Source organism: Methanothermobacter sp., assembly GCF_049720995.1.
In the GTDB taxonomy this organism is placed as follows: domain Archaea; phylum Methanobacteriota; class Methanobacteria; order Methanobacteriales; family Methanothermobacteraceae; genus Methanothermobacter.
The window spans coordinates 25,724-43,139 of the sequence record NZ_JBNASF010000016.1 but is presented as its reverse complement, the minus strand read 5'-3'; the positions used below and the strand labels follow the sequence as shown (position 1 = coordinate 43,139).

General features: G+C 48.1%; 20 protein-coding genes. 8 read left to right on the top strand and 12 right to left on the bottom strand.

The window, feature by feature from the left end; translation table 11 throughout:
• Positions 1-134 precede the first annotated feature (134 nt).
• Positions 135-860 carry an ion transporter gene (locus tag ACPLJI_RS06255; RefSeq protein WP_424730275.1) on the bottom strand — a complete coding sequence of 242 codons (726 nt, stop codon included), beginning with the start codon at positions 858-860 and terminating at the stop codon, positions 135-137.
• 158 nt (positions 861-1,018) lie between these two features.
• Here ACPLJI_RS06255 and ACPLJI_RS06250 point away from each other — a divergent pair, with 158 nt between their 5' ends.
• From ACPLJI_RS06250 to ACPLJI_RS06240, 3 genes are all read left to right on the top strand, one after another.
• Positions 1,019-1,783 carry a slipin family protein gene (locus tag ACPLJI_RS06250; RefSeq protein ID WP_424730276.1) on the top strand — a complete coding sequence of 255 codons (765 nt, stop codon included), beginning with the start codon at positions 1,019-1,021 and terminating at the stop codon, positions 1,781-1,783.
• Positions 1,784-1,900: 117 nt separating this feature from the next.
• Positions 1,901-2,458, top strand: a complete 558-nt coding sequence (locus ACPLJI_RS06245) for a YIP1 family protein (RefSeq protein WP_424730277.1) — start codon at positions 1,901-1,903, stop codon at positions 2,456-2,458.
• Complete coding sequence (locus ACPLJI_RS06240; protein ID WP_424730278.1) at positions 2,458-3,261, top strand: hypothetical protein; 804 nt, start codon at positions 2,458-2,460, stop codon at positions 3,259-3,261. The genes ACPLJI_RS06245 and ACPLJI_RS06240 overlap by 1 nt, the downstream gene beginning before the upstream one ends.
• A gap of 5 nt (positions 3,262-3,266) precedes the next feature.
• Here the strand turns inward: ACPLJI_RS06240 and ACPLJI_RS06235 are convergent, their stop codons facing one another.
• The 3 genes from ACPLJI_RS06235 to ACPLJI_RS06225 form a co-directional block, all read right to left on the bottom strand.
• On the bottom strand, positions 3,267-4,676 hold the full coding sequence (locus ACPLJI_RS06235; protein ID WP_424730279.1) for a B12-binding domain-containing radical SAM protein: 1,410 nt from the start codon (positions 4,674-4,676) through the stop codon (positions 3,267-3,269).
• Positions 4,677-6,038 (bottom strand): radical SAM protein, encoded by a 1,362-nt coding sequence (locus tag ACPLJI_RS06230; protein ID WP_424741172.1) that lies wholly within the window; start codon positions 6,036-6,038, stop codon positions 4,677-4,679. It lies immediately after the preceding gene.
• Positions 6,039-6,155: 117 nt separating this feature from the next.
• On the bottom strand, positions 6,156-6,746 hold the full coding sequence (locus ACPLJI_RS06225) for a TetR/AcrR family transcriptional regulator (protein ID WP_424741171.1): 591 nt from the start codon (positions 6,744-6,746) through the stop codon (positions 6,156-6,158).
• Positions 6,747-6,824: 78 nt separating this feature from the next.
• Here ACPLJI_RS06225 and ACPLJI_RS06220 point away from each other — a divergent pair, with 78 nt between their 5' ends.
• Positions 6,825-7,163 (top strand): hypothetical protein, encoded by a 339-nt coding sequence (locus tag ACPLJI_RS06220; protein ID WP_424730282.1) that lies wholly within the window; start codon positions 6,825-6,827, stop codon positions 7,161-7,163.
• Here ACPLJI_RS06220 and rfbB read toward each other — a convergent pair.
• From rfbB to ACPLJI_RS06190, 6 genes are read right to left on the bottom strand one after another with little or no spacing between them, the layout of a single operon-like run.
• Complete coding sequence (gene rfbB, locus ACPLJI_RS06215; protein ID WP_424730283.1) at positions 7,157-8,170, bottom strand: dTDP-glucose 4,6-dehydratase; 1,014 nt, start codon at positions 8,168-8,170, stop codon at positions 7,157-7,159. The two genes, ACPLJI_RS06220 and rfbB, sit on opposite strands and share 7 nt — an antisense overlap.
• 10 nt (positions 8,171-8,180) lie before the next feature.
• Positions 8,181-8,738, bottom strand: a complete 558-nt coding sequence (gene rfbC / locus ACPLJI_RS06210; RefSeq protein WP_424730284.1) for a dTDP-4-dehydrorhamnose 3,5-epimerase — start codon at positions 8,736-8,738, stop codon at positions 8,181-8,183.
• Positions 8,731-9,609: a glucose-1-phosphate thymidylyltransferase RfbA gene (gene rfbA / locus ACPLJI_RS06205; RefSeq protein WP_424730285.1), complete on the bottom strand. Its 879-nt coding sequence runs from the start codon at positions 9,607-9,609 to the stop codon at positions 8,731-8,733. Before rfbA ends, rfbC begins: the two co-directional genes overlap by 8 nt.
• Before the next feature lie 11 nt (positions 9,610-9,620).
• A complete protein-coding gene (rfbD, locus tag ACPLJI_RS06200; protein ID WP_424730286.1) occupies positions 9,621-10,454 on the bottom strand; it encodes a dTDP-4-dehydrorhamnose reductase in 834 nt (277 codons plus the stop codon).
• Entirely contained in the window at positions 10,455-11,153 is a 699-nt protein-coding gene (locus ACPLJI_RS06195) for an HAD family hydrolase (protein WP_424730287.1), read from the bottom strand.
• Between the two features lies 1 nt (position 11,154).
• A complete protein-coding gene (locus tag ACPLJI_RS06190; protein ID WP_424730288.1) occupies positions 11,155-11,379 on the bottom strand; it encodes a hypothetical protein in 225 nt (74 codons plus the stop codon).
• An 81-nt stretch (positions 11,380-11,460) separates the two neighbouring features.
• Between ACPLJI_RS06190 and ACPLJI_RS06185 the strand changes: the two genes are divergently transcribed.
• From ACPLJI_RS06185 to tsaA, 3 genes are read left to right on the top strand one after another with little or no spacing between them, the layout of a single operon-like run.
• Complete coding sequence (locus ACPLJI_RS06185; protein ID WP_424730289.1) at positions 11,461-11,808, top strand: ArsR/SmtB family transcription factor; 348 nt, start codon at positions 11,461-11,463, stop codon at positions 11,806-11,808.
• Between the two features lie 15 nt (positions 11,809-11,823).
• Positions 11,824-12,477 carry a cyclase family protein gene (locus tag ACPLJI_RS06180; protein WP_424730290.1) on the top strand — a complete coding sequence of 218 codons (654 nt, stop codon included), beginning with the start codon at positions 11,824-11,826 and terminating at the stop codon, positions 12,475-12,477.
• A gap of 28 nt (positions 12,478-12,505) precedes the next feature.
• On the top strand, positions 12,506-12,910 hold the full coding sequence (gene tsaA / locus ACPLJI_RS06175; RefSeq protein WP_424730291.1) for a tRNA (N6-threonylcarbamoyladenosine(37)-N6)-methyltransferase TrmO: 405 nt from the start codon (positions 12,506-12,508) through the stop codon (positions 12,908-12,910).
• Between the two features lie 67 nt (positions 12,911-12,977).
• On the opposite strand, the gene ACPLJI_RS06170 is transcribed toward tsaA, so the two are convergent.
• The gene (locus ACPLJI_RS06170; RefSeq protein ID WP_424730292.1) at positions 12,978-13,466 is read right to left on the bottom strand and encodes a flavodoxin family protein; all 489 of its coding nucleotides are present in this window, start codon (positions 13,464-13,466) and stop codon (positions 12,978-12,980) included.
• 470 nt (positions 13,467-13,936) lie between these two features.
• Between ACPLJI_RS06170 and ACPLJI_RS06165 the strand changes: the two genes are divergently transcribed.
• Positions 13,937-14,668: a class I SAM-dependent methyltransferase gene (locus ACPLJI_RS06165; protein ID WP_424730293.1), complete on the top strand. Its 732-nt coding sequence runs from the start codon at positions 13,937-13,939 to the stop codon at positions 14,666-14,668.
• Between the two features lie 157 nt (positions 14,669-14,825).
• Here the strand turns inward: ACPLJI_RS06165 and ACPLJI_RS06160 are convergent, their stop codons facing one another.
• Positions 14,826-17,411 carry an ATP-dependent helicase gene (locus tag ACPLJI_RS06160; protein WP_424730692.1) on the bottom strand — a complete coding sequence of 862 codons (2,586 nt, stop codon included), beginning with the start codon at positions 17,409-17,411 and terminating at the stop codon, positions 14,826-14,828.
• Between the last annotated feature and the right edge of the window lie 5 nt (positions 17,412-17,416).

Genomic DNA, 17,416 nt, shown 5'->3' with positions numbered 1-17,416 from the left:
TAGCAATAGGGGTACATCATTTTTCCCGTAGCAAGTCCCTGATTTCCCTGACCTCCCTTTAGCAATAGGGGTACATCATTTTTCCCGTAGCAAGTCCCTGATTTCCCTGACCTCCCTTTAGCAATAGGGGTACATCATTTTTCCCGCAGCAGGTCCCTGATTTCCCTGACCTCCCTTTTAAGATCCTCTATACTTCTCTCGATGTTTTCGATCCTTTCATGGACCTCCTTTTCTTCTTCAGGGTTTTTAACGAACCAGGAGGCCAGTGAGGCTGTGAGGAAACCCACAAAGGTGACACCCACAAGCATGAGCATGCTGGTTATGGCCTTACCGTAGAGTGTTGTTGGGGGGATCACAACCTCCCCCACGATTGTGGTTGTGATGCTGTACCAGAGTGAGTCCAGCGGACCGTGAAGGGATCTGTTGACTCCAGATTCCATCATATAAAAGAAGAGAGTGCCCCCCACTATTGCAAAGAGGAGTATCCCAAGTGCCTGGTCAAGGTGTGTGTCCACAAGGAATGTGAAGAACTTCTTGAGGTACTTCCTGAAGAGGGCAAGGATCTTCACAACCCTTATTATCCTTACGAATCTGAAGGCCCTGAAGAAATCCACCGGGAGAAAGGCCACTATATCCATCCAGTTCTCCCTTAGGAACCTCCTCCTGTCATCGGCCCTTTTTAGGTTTATGGAGAATTCAATGAAGAGTATGATGCAGAGGAAAAGGTCAAACTGGTTGATGGCATTCACTGTCCCGGGATTTGATGGATAGAATGAGATGTAGGTAAGCAGGACTATGTCAAGGATTATCAGGACCAGTAGGGTTAGTTCCTTGGCTTTCAGGAGCTTTTCGTAGTCCATGGGGATCCCATTACATACTTGTGTCGGTGTCGATAAATACTTTGCATTCATTCTTTCCATGCATATGCGTTATACAGACCTATTACGAAGGATAATACCAAAATCTAGATATACATCGGGGCCAATAAATAAACCGTAAGGACTTGGGGGAGGTGTTTATGGATCCTTTAATAGCGGGGTTACTGGCTCTTGTGATAATCGTTATTTTTTCTCTGAGCGTGAGGATAGTTAAACAGTACGAGAGGGGCGTTGTTTTCAGACTGGGAAGAGTTATAGGTGTTAAGGAACCCGGCCTTCGCATTATAATACCCTTTATTGATCGCATGGTGAAGGTTTCCCTTCGAATAGTTACCATGCCCATACCCTCCCAGAAGATAATAACACAGGACAATGTTTCAATAGATGTGGCTGCAGTCGCCTACTTCAAGGTGGCAGATCCCCTCAAGGCCGTTGTTGCAATTGAGGACTATTATGGTGCAGTTAATCAGATATCCCAGACCACAGTCAGGAACGTTATAGGCCAGTTTGCCCTTGATGAGGTTCTTTCAGAGACGTCCCGGATAAATGAGAAGATAAAGGAAATAATAGATGAACACAGCGAACCATGGGGTATAAACGTAACAACAGTGGAAATAAAGGATATAAAACTTCCAGAGGGCATGCAGCGTGCCATGGCCAAACAGGCAGAGGCTGAAAGGGAGAAACGTGCCAAAATAATTACTGCAGAGGGAGAATACCTCTCAGCAGCAAAACTGGGGGAGGCTGCCGATGTGATTCAGAAACATCCGATAGCCCTCCAGCTGCGAAATCTCCAGGTCCTCGCCGAGATAGCCACAGAAAAAAACTCAACAATAGTATTCCCGGCCCAGTTCATGTCAAGCATCAGGGACCTCATGAAATTCATTGAAAGGGAGGCTGAATAGTCAGTTTTTATTTTAATGAAAGCTAAGGGGGGTGATGGAGGCTGCTACTGGATCGAATGTAAATTCTGTAAGTTTAAGTGATTAGATGATGAAATTCAAATATGGGAGGTTAATGCTTTGAACAGAATAATGAACTTTTCAAGGGACATGATACTTGTACTTGCATCACCCGAGGAGGCCTTCAGGAATGTCAGGGAGAGGGGTCTTGAAGGGCAGGGCCTATACCTCTATGTCTTCCTATCAGCCTTTCTGGGCTACATGATGGGGGGTGTTGTCTCGGCTGCAACAGGAGCAAGTATTGCAATTCCAGTGCTGTTTGCAGTGGCACTGCTGATTGTTTCATTCATAAAACTTGTGATATGGGCACTGATATCCCATGTCATCGCATCGAAGGTTTTCAGCGGAAGAGGAACATTTGCAGGGACTCTGAAGATGATGGGCTTTGCAGCAGCCCCCTTCGTGGTTGGAATATTTGCCTTCATGACCCTGATACTCTGGGGGACCATCTTCACATCCACAGCACTCCTTGTGGTTATGTACATATGGGTGCTGATAACCGGTGTGGCCGCGGTTGAGGCGGAGCATGGTATAGGCTATGGAAGGGCGTTTCTATCGGTATTTGCAATTCCCGCCACGCTGATAACGGTTCTTTTAATGATCATGGGGGTGCTATGATGGACAGGATGGACATTGCAGGCGCAGTTCTGCTCGTTATACTTGTGGTGGCATTCATAACTGCATCTGCAGCATCGCTACTGCCTCGTGGAGAGGAGGATGTGGCTGAAAACTTCACACTTAACCCTGCTGAGGCATCAGGCGTCAGATCCGTGAACGTGAATCTCGAATCAAACGCCAGTGGTGTTGAACTTGAATTTACAAACACATCAGACAGGATCTATACTGTTGAGACCGAGAGGAGCTCAGGTACTCAACGCCCCGTTGTTAACCATACTGTGAATGGTGAAAACCTTAACCTGAACATTACATTGGACACCGGCAGTGCAAGGATACTCCTATCAAACAGGTATATATATAACATCACACTTAAGACCAGAACCGGTGGATTCAGGATTGTACTTTCCAATGATTCAAGGATAGAAAACTTCAACTCAACAATCCAGTATGCGGGGGGAGGGACGGTGTTAATTGGAAATTCGACCTTCAGGAACGCATCTTTCTATGTTAACACAGGCGGTTTCTACATAGCAGACATGGACCAGAATGTGAGGGCCACTGGCAATATAAGCACCGAAGTCACAATAGGGGGGATATCCCTGGCAGTTTCACCCGAGAACATCCTCAGAATCACGGGTTCAGTGGATTATGGAGGCATCGGATTTGAACCGGCCGGTTTCAAGGTTATAAAGAATTCAACAACCTACCTCCAACTTCAGGGATCAGGAAAACTTGAAATCACAGATCGTGTGGGTCTGGGGGGCATCGATGTAGGGGTATTCAGAATACCGGTAACACCATAACCCCACTATTCATTTTTTTCCACCCACCGGTCCTTCCTGAAGGGTATTCTGGGTTCAATGTAGGTTCTGTAGAGGGTTTCAAAGAACACCCTTATCATGTAACTGTGCTTCAGCAGATAACGCGGCCTTGAATAGAACCTGAGGTAGGCCTTCACAAGTTTTTTCTGGATAAGTTCACGGCTCAACCCAAGCTTCTCATATTTGATAACAGGCTTTATAACGGTATAATTCTCCCAGTCATCCTCAATGAGATCTCTGGCCTTAAGCTCCTTATAGATGGGGGTTCCAGGGAAGGGGGTCAGTATTGAGTACTGGCTGTAGTCAGGGTCAAGCTTTATTGAAAAGTCTATGGTCCTGTCCATCTCTGAGGGCCTTTCACCAGGATATCCCAGGATGAAGGAGGTTATTACGTCCACCCCAACATTCTTGGTGACCCTCACAGCATCCTCGGCCTGCTTCACAGTTATACCCTTTTTCATCATATCAAGGACACGCTGACACCCTGATTCGACTCCATAGTATATTGTACTCATCCCCGCGTCCCTGAGATCCCTGAGAAGGGACTCCTGGACCATGTCCACCCTTGAGGATGTAACAAAGCTCACATCAAGGTTCCTCCTGCGGATCTCCTCAGAGATCTTCCGGGCCCTTGGCCGGTGGAGCATGAAGGTGTCATCAAGGAAGGCTATGTCATGGAGACCGTAAACCTCCACCAGCTCTTCAACCTCATCAACAACGTTCTCAGGGCTCCTGAACCTGAACTTCTTACCCATTATAAGGGATGATGAGCAGTACCTGCATGGATATACACAGCCCCGGCTTGTTATCATCCCTCCGGCGTCCTGACTGGATGTTTCATAGTCCCTGAAGGGTACAAGGTGCCTTGCAGGGAATGGAATCTCATCAAGGTCCTCTATGAGGGCCCTACCCATGTTCACCCTGATCCTTTCACCTTCACGGTATGTGATACCTGCAATATCATCCAGTGAGGCTGCTCCCCGCCTTTCATAATTCTCTGCAAGGTCAACTATGGTGGCTTCACCCTCACCCATCACAACAACATCAAGGGCACTGCAATCCCTCAATGTATCTTCAGGGAGAAATGTGGGATGGGGGCCACCTATAACTGTAAGGACATCTGGAAGAAGCCTCTTTATGGCCTTTATGTACTCAAGGGAGGTCTTTATGGTTGCTGTGGTCGCGGTTATCCCGACGATGAGGGGGTTGATTCTTTCAACAAGTTGGGCAACCCTCTCTGCACCCATCCGCTTCAGATCGTCATCGATTATCTTGACACTGAAGGAGGCCCTTTCAAGGGCGGCCCCCAGGTACATCAGGTTGAGGGGCGGTAAAACAAAGCCAAGCTTATTCTTAACAGCTGTCCGGTCCTCAGGGTTTATAAGAACAACGTCCACTTATACACCACCAGTCTGTTTTTCCACGGTAATTTTATTCCATTCCCTCATGTTGTTCACACAGCCAGGATCCGGTGAACAGACATCCCCAAGATAGGATAGGGCACGTGCCCGGCAGCCGCCACAGATGTATCTGTTTTCGCATGATCCGCAGTGACCGAAGAGCTTGTCCCTGTCCCTGAGGGTCTTTAAGATCTTGTTTGTCTTCCAGAGCTCCTGAAAGTCATCTTCAAGTATGTTGCCCAGGCGCAGCTCCTCCCTGTGTGGGAAGAACACGCAGGGATAGATGTCACCATCCGGTTCGATGCTCAGGTAGAACCTTCCAGCTCCACATCCGCCGATGAATTCAGCAAGGTGGACTGTTTCCTCGGTGTATTCAGGGTTATAGAAGTGGGTGGGTATCATCCTCCTGTCATCACTGAGGCCCGTCGCAATAGCCGCGAACTGTGGAGCCGTTGAGAGCACCTGGATTTCTCCTCTGAGGTTACTGTAGTAGGCGTTACAGAGTATCCGGTACCTTTTCCGGGGGTTTATGTCCAGTTCAGGGTTCTCAGCACCTCTACCGGCGGGGATGAAATTGTAGAGCATGAACCAGTCTGCACCGAGATCCTGGAAGAACTCGGCCATACTGGATATGTGCATACAGTTCTCGGAGGTTACTGTGGTCGCAACCTCCACAAATATATCATGCTCTGAGAAATTTTTAACAGCCTCACAGGCCCTCTGCCAGGAGCCATCAACGCCCCTGAAGCTGTCATGGACCTCTGGCCTTATGGAATCAATGCTTATCTGGACAAACTGGAGGCCTGCGTCGATGAATTCCCTGCAGACCTCCCTGTCACTGAAGATGTAACCGTTGGTTGCCATTGCAGTGTACATCCCATTCTCATGGGACCTGGATATGTAATCGATTATCGCCGGGTGAATACTTGGTTCTCCACCTGAAAAGGCCAGGGATGTTACACCAGCATCTCCAAGGGTTTCTATAACCCTGAGACCTTCATCGGGTCCCATTTCACCTGATCCATGACCAGCGTATTCATAGCAGTGCTTGCATTTCAGGTTGCATCTTCGTGTAATGTTCCAGACCACCTGGAAGGGAGCCCCCGGGATGAATGGTCTGTTAACACCGAAGAATCCGATTCCCATGAGGACGCTGACTAGGCCCCGGAACCAGTAGGGGTCACTCATCTGTTTCCTTATATCATCCTCATCCACACCGAAGGCATCTGCACCTCTGCTTACTATGAGCCCCAGGATACCTGAAAGCAACCTGCACCCGAAGCAGCATTCCTTTCCATGGAGGAAATGTCTTAGGGCGCTCTCTATCCTTGGAATTCCATCCTTTCTGCACTCCTCCATCATATGCTTTAAAAGGATCCTTGAAGCCGGGTTTTCAGCAACCCTCCTGAATGTGGCTATGAGATCCTTGAGGTCCCTGGAACCATCATTAATAATACCACCCCCATTGGATGTTTTCTATAATGGCAGCACCCCCCGCTCACCTCCAGCTATTCCATTCCAGAGGATATCAATGAACTCTTCGGCTGCCGGTGACTCATGTCCACGGAAGTGTGAACTGAGGCTTCCATGGGATATGTAGCTGACCATCATCTCTGCAACGATTCCTGGATTCACTTCTCTTATGGCACCATCGAGGATCTTGCGCTTGATGTAATCCTCAATTGAGGAGTATATTCTCTTTGCTATGGAATCTGGAAATTCCCATTCTTCAAAACCGTGTTCTTCAAGTTCCCGCTCAACCATCATTACAAAGAGGAGGTCAATCCTCTCTGCGACCATGACTTCCATCAGCCGTTCTGTGACCTCCTGGAGCACCTCCCTGGGATCCCCGTCGCCTTCAAGGATTTCCAGTACTTCAGATACACTCTTTCTGCTCTCCTCCATTATCATTTTCAGGAGATTTTTTTTGGATCCAAATTTCCTGAAGAGGGTTACTTCATTCACCCCTGCCATGGATGCGATTTCACGGGTAGTTGTACCGCGGTATCCCTTTTTTATGAATAGTTTCCTGGCAGCGTCGATTATCCTCCTCTCTGTTGGGACCATTGACATCACTCATGCAAGTACCTACTTACTAACATTCTTGGGTTAGTGTTATATAAAACTATCGCCACAGATATGAACATGGGAATAACCGAGGAAGATGTTATTGAATCACTGGAAATATTCACCATGGTTCCATCGTTCCTCCTCAGGCGCTGGGCGCGTGCAGGAACAGATCTGGTATCCAGATTCAGATCCCAGATAGTCGATGGATACTCACAGCTCTCTCCCTCTGAGAGGGAGAAGGTGAGGGCCGTCCTTGAGATGGATATCTCTGATATTCAGGATATACTGGAGGGCGCCTACATGAAAACAGGTAAAAAGCAGCTGAAAATTCTTTCAGAGTCATCAAGCAGAAGTTTCATAGAGCTTAACCTTGAAGAGATAAGAAAGCTCATTCATCATGAAAATGGTCACTGATCCTGCAGTCTCCTCCTGTATATCCTCTCATAGTAGCTGAGGTACTCCCCGCTCTTTATATTTTCCCACCATTCCCTGTTGTCAATGTACCACCTTATGGTGTCCCTGATACCATCCTCAAATGAGTAAAGGGGTTTCCATCCAAGTTCCCTCATTATCTTGCCCGCATCGATAGCGTATCTCCTGTCATGGCCGGGGCGATCCTCAACGAACCTTATGAGTGACTCATCCTTTCCCAGTTCCCCCACTATGAGCTCAACGATTTCGATATTCCTCTTTTCATTGTTACTGCCTATATTGTAGACCTCACCGGAATGTCCCATGTGAAGAACGAGGTCAACTGCCCTGCAGTGATCATACACATGTATCCAGTCCCTAACATTCATACCGTCACCGTATACCGGTAGGGGTTTATCCTCAAGGGCATTGGTTATCATGAGGGGTATGAGCTTCTCAGGGAACTGGTAGGGGCCGTAGTTATTGGAGCAGCGTGTTATGTTGACCGGCAAACCATAGGTACGGTTGTATGCCCTGACTATGAGATCTGCAGAGGCCTTGCTGGCGGAGTATGGGCTGTTAGGTGCAAGGGGAGTATCCTCTGTGAAATAACCCTCCTCTGCGGAGCCATAGACCTCATCCGTTGAGATCTGTATGAACCTCTCAACTCCGTGTCTCCTCGAAGCCTCAAGCAGCGTCTGGGTGCCCAGGACGTTGGTTCTCATGAATATCTCTGGATCATCTATGCTGCGGTCCACATGCGACTCGGCTGCAAAGTTGATAACAGCGTCCACGTCCCTTATGATACAATCCACGAGTTTTTTGTCGGTTATGCTTCCCTTCACAAAGCTGTAGCGTGGGTCGTCCTCAACATCACGCAGGTTTTCAAGGTTCCCGCAGTAGGTAAGGGCGTCAAGGTTGATTATCTCATAGCTGTGGTTCTCAAGCATGTATCTTATGAAGTTGCTACCTATGAAGCCGGCACCACCGGTTACAAGAATCCTTTCCATTCGAATCTCCTCAGAGGTAAACTGGCCTCTCCCTCAGGGGCCTCCAGTTCCTGTCCTTATCTGAAATTATGAGTTCATCCACCAGATCCAGGGGCCACTCTATCCCGATGTCAGGGTCATCCCATGGTAGGCCGGAGTCATATTCAGGGTAATAGATCTCGGTGCACTTGTAGTTGACTATGCATTCATCTGTGAGGGCCAGAAATCCATGTGCAAATCCCTCAGGAATGAAGAATTCCCTTCTGTTCTCCTCTGAAAGGTGAAAACCCACCCATTTACCGTAGGTCTCTGAGTCTCTGCGGAGGTCCACCGCAACATCAAAGATTTCACCCTTCACAACCCTTATGAGTTTTCCCTGGGGCTTTTTCATCTGGAAGTGAAGACCCCTGAGAACGCCCCTCCTGGACATGGATTCGTTGTCCTGGACAAAACTGATATCAAGGCCATTGTCCCTGAACAATGTCTGGTTGAAGGTCTCCATGAAGTATCCGCGTTCATCCTGGTAGACCTCAGGTTCTATGATGACTGCACCATCTAGTCCGGTTTCCTGGAATTTGAAGTCACCCATGGAAGTTTTCCTCCGCCAGGTCTTTTAGGTATCTGCCATATTCTGTCTTCTCAAGTTTCCCTGCCATTTCAAGGAGATCGTCCCGTGTGATCCACCCATTGTTATAGGCTATCTCCTCAAGGCATGCGATGTAGAATCCCTGCCTCTTCTGTATTGTTTCAATGAAACTGCTTGCCTCAAGAAGGCCATCATGGGTTCCTGTGTCAAGCCATGCCATACCACGGCCCATGAGCTCCACCCGTAGCTTCTTCATCTTCAGGTACTCCTCATTGACAGATGTTATCTCAAGTTCACCCCTCTCTGATGGCTCTATTCTCTCGGCAATTTCAACCACCTGGTTGTCATAGAAGTAGAGGCCAGGAACCACGTAGTTGGATCTGGGCCTTTCAGGTTTTTCCTCTATTGATATAACCCTGCCATCACTGTCGAATTCAACAACGCCGAAGGGTCTGGGGTCCTTCACATAGTAACCGAATATAACAGCACCCTCCCTGATGGAAGCAGCCCTCTGAAGTATTTCGCTGAACCTGTGCCCGTAGAATACGTTATCACCCAGTACAAGGGCTACCCTGGAGTCTCCAATGAAATCCTTTCCTACAATGAATGCATCGGCAATACCACGGGGTTCCTCCTGCACCTCATAGGAGAACCTGACACCGAACTGTGAACCATCCCCCAGAAGGTCCCTGTAGAGTGGAAGGTCCCTTGGTGTTGATATCAACAGTATATCCCTTATACCTGCGAGCATCAGCACAGATAGCGGGTAGTATATCATGGGCTTATCATATATGGGCAGGAGCTGCTTTGAAACAGCCCTTGTTATGGGGTAGAGGCGGGTTCCTGAACCCCCTGCCAGCACTATACCCTTCATAGTCCACCTCCTTATCTCATTTCTTCAAGGTAATCCTTAAGGGCTTCCCTGTAGCTTCTGAGGGGTCTGAAGCCCTCCATGATCCAGTTGTAATTTTTGAGGACAGAGAATGATGGTCTGCGAGCGGGTCTGGGGAATTCATGGCTCCTTACAGGTTTCAGTTTAACATCCATCTCCAGTGCATGGAATATCTCCCTGGCAAATTCATACCAGGAGCAGTGGCCTGAATTTGTTAGGTGGTAAACACCATAAGCGGGCCTTTCAATAAGCTTCCCGATTGCAACTGCAAGGTCACGGGTGTATGTTGGAGATCCATACTGGTCATCCACAACACTTATCTCATGACCCCTCTCTGCCAGTTCAACCATGGTCCTTACAAAGTTCCTGCCGTTCCTGCCAAAGAGCCAGGAGGTCCTCACTATGTAGAATTTATCCGCCAGATCCCGCACAGCAACCTCGCCCAGGTACTTTGTTTTACCGTAGAAGTTCAGGGGATCCGGTTCATCAAATTCAAAGTATTCATCACCCTTTTCGCCATTGAAGACGTAATCGGTGGATATGTAAACCATACTGGCGTCTGTCTGTGATGCGGCAGCAGCAACGTTCCTTGTTCCAAGTACATTCACCTGATAGGCTGTTTTTCGCTCTGACTCGGCACAGTCAACGTCTGTGAATGCAGCTGCATGTATGATGGTATCAGGGCGTGTTTCACAGGCAAGTTCCATTACCCCCTCAAGGTCCCGGATGTCAAGGTCTCCTGAGGTTAAAACCTCATGTTTTTCTTTCAGGACATCAAGAAGGTCACTTCCAAGCATACCCGAGGCTCCGGTTACAAGAACCTTCATTCAATCACCCATAATGCTCAATGCAGCACCGTAGCCTGTTATCTCAAGAAAGGCATCAACTTCATCAAGACCCTCAAGGACGTGGTCGGCACCTGCAGCCTCAAGTTCATCGACGGTGAAGTCCCCTGTGGCAACCCCCACAGTCCTCACCCCAAGTTCTTTTCCTGCTTCAATATCCCGTGGGGTGTCCCCTACGGTTATAACATTCTCCCGGCGTATCTGTCCGTAAATGGAGGATGCCCTTTCAAGGGCGAGCCTCAGTATCGAGGACCTGCTGCACCCCTCGTCACCAAAGCCTCCGAAGCTGAAGTATCCATCAAAAGAGGCCTCCCTGAGCTTCAACCATGCAACGGGCTCAATATTCCCTGTCACAACTCCGAGGGGTGTTCCGACTTCACTGAGCCTTTTAAGGATAAGTTCCGCACCATCCAGGGTTCTTATATTATCCCTCTCAAGGTTCAGGCGGTAGTTGTATGATATCCTATCCACTATCCTCTTGAAATCCATATCACTGATCTCAAGGCCGTAATTCCATGCTGTCTGGAATATTATCTCCTTATCAGTCATCCCCTGGATGCTACCGATGTCTATCTCAACATCAACACTGAAAAGTTCCATGAAAGCCTGCCTGAAGGAGTAGAAGTGACAGTGGGATCCCACAAGCAGTGTTTTATCAATATCGAATATGATCGTGTTCATCTTAGACCTGCCTCTTATACTTTTTCCTGAGGTGCTCAGAGCTGTACTCATAGTAAACAATGTTTGACTTCAGAAAAATCCTCTGGGCCGGGTTGCCATTCCTGAGGTAGGTGACGGTTATCTTCCGTTCACTTACCCGTATGTCAATTGCATTTCCACGGGGCCCTGTGGTGTAGGTGTGTTCAGCCCCAAGGATATCCCTTATTCTTATCCAGTCCACTGCCATGGCTTTTTACCCGCTCTTTAATCTTGCTTCACCATCATGGTGACGTTATTATTATCTGGAGTTTCATCTATAATATATTCTATGAAGATGGATGTCTGTGAAATCGATGATGCCAATGAGGCCCGGGTGCTCAGGGTGAGGGAGTCGATGCCTGATGATGCTGAAATAAAAAGACTCTGTGACCTGTTCAAAATATTATCCGAGCCCACAAGGCTCAGAATAATCGAAGCACTCAGTGTGGATTCCCTGTGTGTCTGTGAACTGGCATCCCTCCTTGAGATGACCCAGTCAGCGGTTTCGCATCAGCTCAGAATCCTGAGAAGTACGGGCATCGTTGACTATGAAAGGGATGGTAAGATGGCACGCTACCACCTCACCGATAGGGGGGTGGCTGATTTTATAGAAAGCTGCAGGAGTAAATGTCTCTAGTAGGGGAGTTATATCATGTATGAACTTCTTTCACATCCACTGGAAGATGGGTCGCCGGTTCACCCGGCACTTGACGATGTGAGGATATCAATCAGGAACAGGATAGCTGTGGATGGGTATGAGACCCACACCATCGTCACAGCCAACCATGCCGGGACCCATGTTGATGCCCCCGCCCATTTCATTGAAGGCGGAAGGAGAATATGTGAATACGGTACTGATGAACTTGTCTTCAATGACGTCTGCACTGTGGATGTTGATGTGGGGCCAGGGGACCCCATAGGAAGTGGAGATATTGAGATTCGGGACTGCGACCTCCTCCTTATAAGGACGGGTTTCGAGTCGGTGAGGGGCGAGGACACCTACCTCAGGGATAACCCATGGATCACCCCCCAACTTATTGATAACATAAGAAGGAACTTCAGGGGCATCAGGGCCATAGGGGTGGACTGCATATCAATATCAAATCCAGAACACCCATCCGAGGGTGAGATGGCCCACATAATGGCCTTCACTGAGGAGCCTGAGTATGGGGAGCCAATTCTCATCCTTGAGGATATGAAACTGATGAATGCCCCGGACTTTATTGATAGGGTTTTTGTGGTCCCATGGACTATTTTGGGTGTTGACAGCGCACCATGTACCGTTATAGCGGAATTTCAGGTTTAATTTTCAGAAATTTTTTTGGAGGGTATCTGTGGAGATAAAAATAAGGCCTGTTGGATTTGTGAGATCCCCTTTCATCAGGAGGGGGGAGGCACCGCACCAGGGAAGACTCTCCATGGAGGAGAGCGAGATCCATATCTTCCCTGAGTACCGTGATGCCTTGGAGGGAGTTGAACTTTTCAGGCACCTCTTTGTTCTCTACTGGCAGCACCTGGCTGAAAGGGATGTTCTTAAGGTTGTTCCGAGGGGTAAAAATAAGAAAAGGGGTGTTTTTTCAACAAGGGCCCCTGCAAGACCCAATCCGATAGGGCTGTGCCTGGTTGAACTGCTGGAGTCAGGGACTTTCCTCAGGGTGAGGGGCCTTGATGCACTGGATGGTTCACCTGTCATTGATATAAAACCCTATCATGAGGATATCGATTCACCTGGGGATTGAGAGGTCAGAAGGCTTTTTATCTGCATTTGGCCGGCATTTATTGAAAAAGGATGCCTGGACATCCTGCCTATTCCTCAGTTCGGAATGCTGCTTCAACGTCCCTTACAAAGGGTTCTATCTTGCAGTCACAGACATTCTCCTTTATCTCTTTCTCGGTTATGGCGACTGTCTGGATTGGTTCCTTCCCTATGATCTCGCTCATCCGCCTGAATGTTCCCTCTGCACCGCTTCCACCATATGTACAGAAGAAGGCAGCATTTTTTATCTTTGATGCATTTTCCCGTAGGTAGGTTCCCACTGGTACCGATGGATTACCTGCCCATACAGGTGTACCCACTATCACAAGATCATAGTCTGATGGGTCCCTTTCATAGGGTTCAAGTACAGTGTCCCTGCCCCTTGCAGCCTGGTAACCTGATTTTAAGAACCCTATGATACCTGTTCGCTTCTGGGTGTCCCTTATCTCCTCAATGTCACATTTGAGTTCCCTGGCAATCTGAGATGCTACCTCCCTGGTACGCCCGGTTCTTGAATAATATACCACAAGTGCCTTCATGGTTACTGATATGTGAATGAGCGCATAAATAATGTTCCCTGTGATACTCAGCGGTTATATGGGCTTAATGGTCATTAGGTCATGAATATCTATAGGAACTCTTAAAAAATCAGAATCATCTGCTTGCTTCAGTATGGGGGGTAGCTTCCAGAGATTTAAAGGGGGGTTGTTAGGAGTGAAAAAACGGGGAGGTGCTTTTTCATTTTTTATCTCTGGAAGCTGATTTTTTTTGCTTTCAACAGAACAAAATATCCCGGAAGTTGAAAGCAATAATTTAAGGGGGTGATGTGTGTATGAGACACACAAACCTATATGTTAGAATTCCAGTATATAAAGATTTCGGTCGAGTGGGTGGGTTTGCAGGCTAAAGCGTCACATACGACCTATCGTAATGGAGGTCTCTGCATGTCCTCTTTACATGGGTGCAGACTAAAGTATCACATATAACACAACTATAGACAGGTGACATCATGCCAGTTATAGAGGGCCCACTCTTCACCGCCCGCACATGCCATGAATACATGAAAATGTTTGATCTCAGGATAAATGAAATTAAGGGGCTGCGAATACTTGACTGCCCGGGGGGTGCCAGCTCATTCACACCATTCATGGCTGAGCAGGGCCTTGATGTGAGGGCCTGTGACATCATGTATGGTGAGGAGGCAGATACCCTTGGAAATATGTGCAGGGAGCACCTCATGGCCCTCACAGATGCCCTTAAAAGGATCAGGAATCATTTCGTATGGAGGTTCTACTCTTCACCTGAGGAGATGCTTGAAAAACGTCTGGATGCCTGCAGGTGCTTTGAGGAAAGCTACAGAGAGCACCCTGAACTTTACGTGAAGGGGGACCTGAGGGATTTACCATTTTGTGATGATGAATTTGATCTCCTTCTCTCATCACATCTCCTCTTCATATATGATCACCGCCTTGACAGGGAATTTCATGAGAGGGCCATTTCCGAGATGATACGCGTAAGCTCAGAGGTGAGGATATACCCAATTGTCAGGGAGAACGGAAAACTCTCAGAGTATGCGGAGAGCATACTGAAAGATAAAAGATGTGAATTTGATGCATCCACAGTCACGGTGGACTATGAGTTCAGGAGGGGCGGTAACATGATGCTTGTCCTGAAGAAGAGCTGTGGGGTTGAGGATGAGGGGAACACGAGGCCTGTTATGAAGAAGGCCGCTGGAGTCTGATAGAGCAGATACATGAACATGCGGGTAACATGGTGCGTGTTCTGAATAAAAGCCTGGTAGAAGGGGACGTGTGGGTGTATGGGTTCAGGGTAACATGGTGCGTGTTCTGAATAAAAGCTGACACTCAGCTTCTGGTCTTTCCTCTTAACTTAAATGATCACCTGATCTCATCAAGTATTGCCTGATGCATTCTCCTGATGAATTCTATCCGGTCCTCATACTTGAGCACATCCAGGTAGCCCTGGGCAACCAGGTTAAAGGCAAATGGAGAGGGTATACTCGTGTCAACCTGCCTGATCTCCATTTCACCATCACGGATCCATTCAAGAACCCTGATTGCATTTTCTATATCCATGTAATCCTCCATAACCTCCCTGCGGGCCTCCTGGAGTATGGGGAACCTGTCATCCAGTTCACTCACAAATTTAAGGAGTATCTTACCCCTCACCTGCTGCCTGCCAACAGATTTTTCCTCCCCCCTGTACCTGCGGAGTATCATGAGGGCACGGCCAGCACAGTGCCTGAATCTGCTTGCAAGGGTTTCTGTCCGGTCAAGGGCTTTTTTAAGTATCTCCCTTAGGTTTTCAGGTTCAAGTTCCATGAATGACTCGAGCCCACCCATTTTTCCCTCTGAACTCAGATAGAATCCATTATCAGAGACAGATATCATAACATCCCGCCGGTAACGCCTTGCAATGACATAGGCAACAGCCCTTGAAAGGGCGTCGTTAACTCTCCTTCCAAAGAGGCTGTGGAAGACGATGAATTTTCTGCCCCCGAAGCCTGTGTAGTACTCAACAAGCATCCTCCTGATGCTGGGTATTGCCGCGTAGAGGTACTGTTCACGGAAATACTCATAGATTGAAGCTGCGGCCCTCTCATCCACGTGGAGATATCCCATTATGAACTCTGTTATCTCCGCCTTTGAACGCCCGTACTGGAACTTACCATCCATAATGTCCCTGAAGCGCTGTATGTCAACTGCAAGGTCAAAGGAGAGGGGCAGCTGTTCGGAGAACCATGAGGGAATATTAGGGGGCCCTGAGGCTGGGCTGACATTGACGGTCATACCCCTTGCATAGTTGAATCTGTAGATCTTCCCACCAAGAACAAAGGTGTCACCCTTCCTGAGTTTCTCCATGAAGTCCTCCTCTATCCTCCCCACAACCTTCCCGTTGCACTTAACAACCGCAGCGCTCCTATCGGGTATTGTCCCAATGTTGGTGGAGTAGAGCATCCTCGCAAGTTTACCCCTCCTTCCGAACATGTTCTTCTCGTGGTCAAGCCAGATCTTGGCGTAGACGTACCTCTCCTCGAGCTCAGCATACTCCCCTGCAAGGTAGCTGAGTACAGAGAGGTAATCCTCCCTCCTGAGGCCCCTGTAGCAGTAGCTGTTCCTTATAACCTCCAGGGCATGGTCAATGTCCCATGGATTTTCAATGGCCATCCCGTATATGTGCTGGGCCAGGACATCCAGGCAGTTCTCGGGTATCCTTATGGAGTCTATTTTACCCTCAACGGCATTCTTGAGTATCAGTGAACACTCAACAAGGTCGTCCCTGTCAACGACAACTATCCGTCCCTTTGATTTCTCATGAAGCTGATGGCCGCTTCTTCCTATCCTCTGAAGCGCCCTTGAAACAGATTTGGGTGAACTCAGAAGAACCACAAGATCAATGTATCCAATGTCTATCCCAAGCTCAAGGGACGTTGATGATACAACCGCCTTCAGCTCACCCCTCTTGAGTTTCTCCTCTGTTTCAAGCCTTATCTCCCTTGAAAGTGATGAGTGATGTGCCATGATGTTTTCATCGGTGTAAATCTCAGGGAAGCGACTTTTGAGGTTGTAGACCACACTTTCGGTCCCGCTTCGTGTGTTGGTGAAGATAAGGGTGGTTCTGTGTTCCATTATGAGGTCATGTAGGATGTCATAGAGGGCGTTCCCGATCTCCTCAGGGTCAGCGGCCACGATGTCATCAACCGGGCAGATGAGTTCAATGTCAAGTTCCTTCAGGTAGTTGACGTCCACTATTATGCAGTCCCTCTCATTACCATAACTGTAACCCACAAGGAATCTTGCAACACGCTCAAGCGGATGCACCGTTGCTGAGAGACCGATCCTTGTGAAGTCACCGACAAGATGATGCAGTCTCTCAAGGCTCAGTGAAAGGTGAACACCCCTCTTATTATCTGCAAGGGAGTGTATTTCATCCACGATAACATAGCGCACACTTGAAAGCTTTTCACGGAACTTTGGGGCTACAAGGAGTATTGAGAGCGTCTCAGGTGTTGTTATAAGGATGTGAGGGGGCTTTTTGAGCATCTTTGAGCGCTCGTAGCTGCTGGTGTCACCGGTCCGCACAGCCTTCCTTATCTCAAGTTCCCTTCCCTCCTCTTCTGCAATTTCCCTTATACCCTGGAGGGGTTCCTCAAGGTTCCTTTCTATGTCATTATCAAGGGCCTTAAGGGGTGAAATGTATATGCAGTAGACACTGTCCTCCAGTTCACCCCTATCTGCAAGTGTGGTGAGTTCACTGATTATTGAAAGAAATGCGGTGAGTGTCTTACCTGAACCTGTTGGTGACGATACAAGGACGTTCCTTCCCATGTGTATATCCATTATTGCATATTTCTGGGCTTCGGTGAAGTCATCAAAGGTCCTTCTGAACCATTTGCTGACCCAGGGATGGAGGACAGAATGTATCCTGCTGCTTGAGTATTTATTCTTCTGCCTGACTATCATGGGCC

What these genes read in the sequence shown, in the direction of transcription:
- ACPLJI_RS06165 (WP_424730293.1), top strand. Translation starts at nt 13,937, where the DNA reads ATGCCAGTTATAGAGGGCCCACTCTTCACCGCCCGCACATGCCATGAA.
- ACPLJI_RS06255 (WP_424730275.1), bottom strand. Translation starts at nt 860, where the DNA reads ATGGACTACGAAAAGCTCCTGAAAGCCAAGGAACTAACCCTACTGGTC.
- ACPLJI_RS06220 (WP_424730282.1), top strand. Translation starts at nt 6,825, where the DNA reads ATGGGAATAACCGAGGAAGATGTTATTGAATCACTGGAAATATTCACC.
- ACPLJI_RS06240 (WP_424730278.1), top strand. Translation starts at nt 2,458, where the DNA reads ATGGACAGGATGGACATTGCAGGCGCAGTTCTGCTCGTTATACTTGTG.
- rfbB (WP_424730283.1), bottom strand. Translation starts at nt 8,170, where the DNA reads ATGGAAAGGATTCTTGTAACCGGTGGTGCCGGCTTCATAGGTAGCAAC.
- ACPLJI_RS06160 (WP_424730692.1), bottom strand. Translation starts at nt 17,411, where the DNA reads ATGATAGTCAGGCAGAAGAATAAATACTCAAGCAGCAGGATACATTCT.
- ACPLJI_RS06195 (WP_424730287.1), bottom strand. Translation starts at nt 11,153, where the DNA reads ATGAACACGATCATATTCGATATTGATAAAACACTGCTTGTGGGATCC.
- ACPLJI_RS06250 (WP_424730276.1), top strand. Translation starts at nt 1,019, where the DNA reads ATGGATCCTTTAATAGCGGGGTTACTGGCTCTTGTGATAATCGTTATT.
- ACPLJI_RS06225 (WP_424741171.1), bottom strand. Translation starts at nt 6,746, where the DNA reads ATGGTCCCAACAGAGAGGAGGATAATCGACGCTGCCAGGAAACTATTC.
- ACPLJI_RS06190 (WP_424730288.1), bottom strand. Translation starts at nt 11,379, where the DNA reads ATGGCAGTGGACTGGATAAGAATAAGGGATATCCTTGGGGCTGAACAC.
- ACPLJI_RS06185 (WP_424730289.1), top strand. Translation starts at nt 11,461, where the DNA reads ATGAAGATGGATGTCTGTGAAATCGATGATGCCAATGAGGCCCGGGTG.
- rfbA (WP_424730285.1), bottom strand. Translation starts at nt 9,609, where the DNA reads ATGAAGGGTATAGTGCTGGCAGGGGGTTCAGGAACCCGCCTCTACCCC.
- ACPLJI_RS06180 (WP_424730290.1), top strand. Translation starts at nt 11,824, where the DNA reads ATGTATGAACTTCTTTCACATCCACTGGAAGATGGGTCGCCGGTTCAC.
- ACPLJI_RS06230 (WP_424741172.1), bottom strand. Translation starts at nt 6,038, where the DNA reads ATGGAGGAGTGCAGAAAGGATGGAATTCCAAGGATAGAGAGCGCCCTA.
- rfbD (WP_424730286.1), bottom strand. Translation starts at nt 10,454, where the DNA reads ATGAAGGTTCTTGTAACCGGAGCCTCGGGTATGCTTGGAAGTGACCTT.
- rfbC (WP_424730284.1), bottom strand. Translation starts at nt 8,738, where the DNA reads ATGGGTGACTTCAAATTCCAGGAAACCGGACTAGATGGTGCAGTCATC.
- ACPLJI_RS06170 (WP_424730292.1), bottom strand. Translation starts at nt 13,466, where the DNA reads ATGAAGGCACTTGTGGTATATTATTCAAGAACCGGGCGTACCAGGGAG.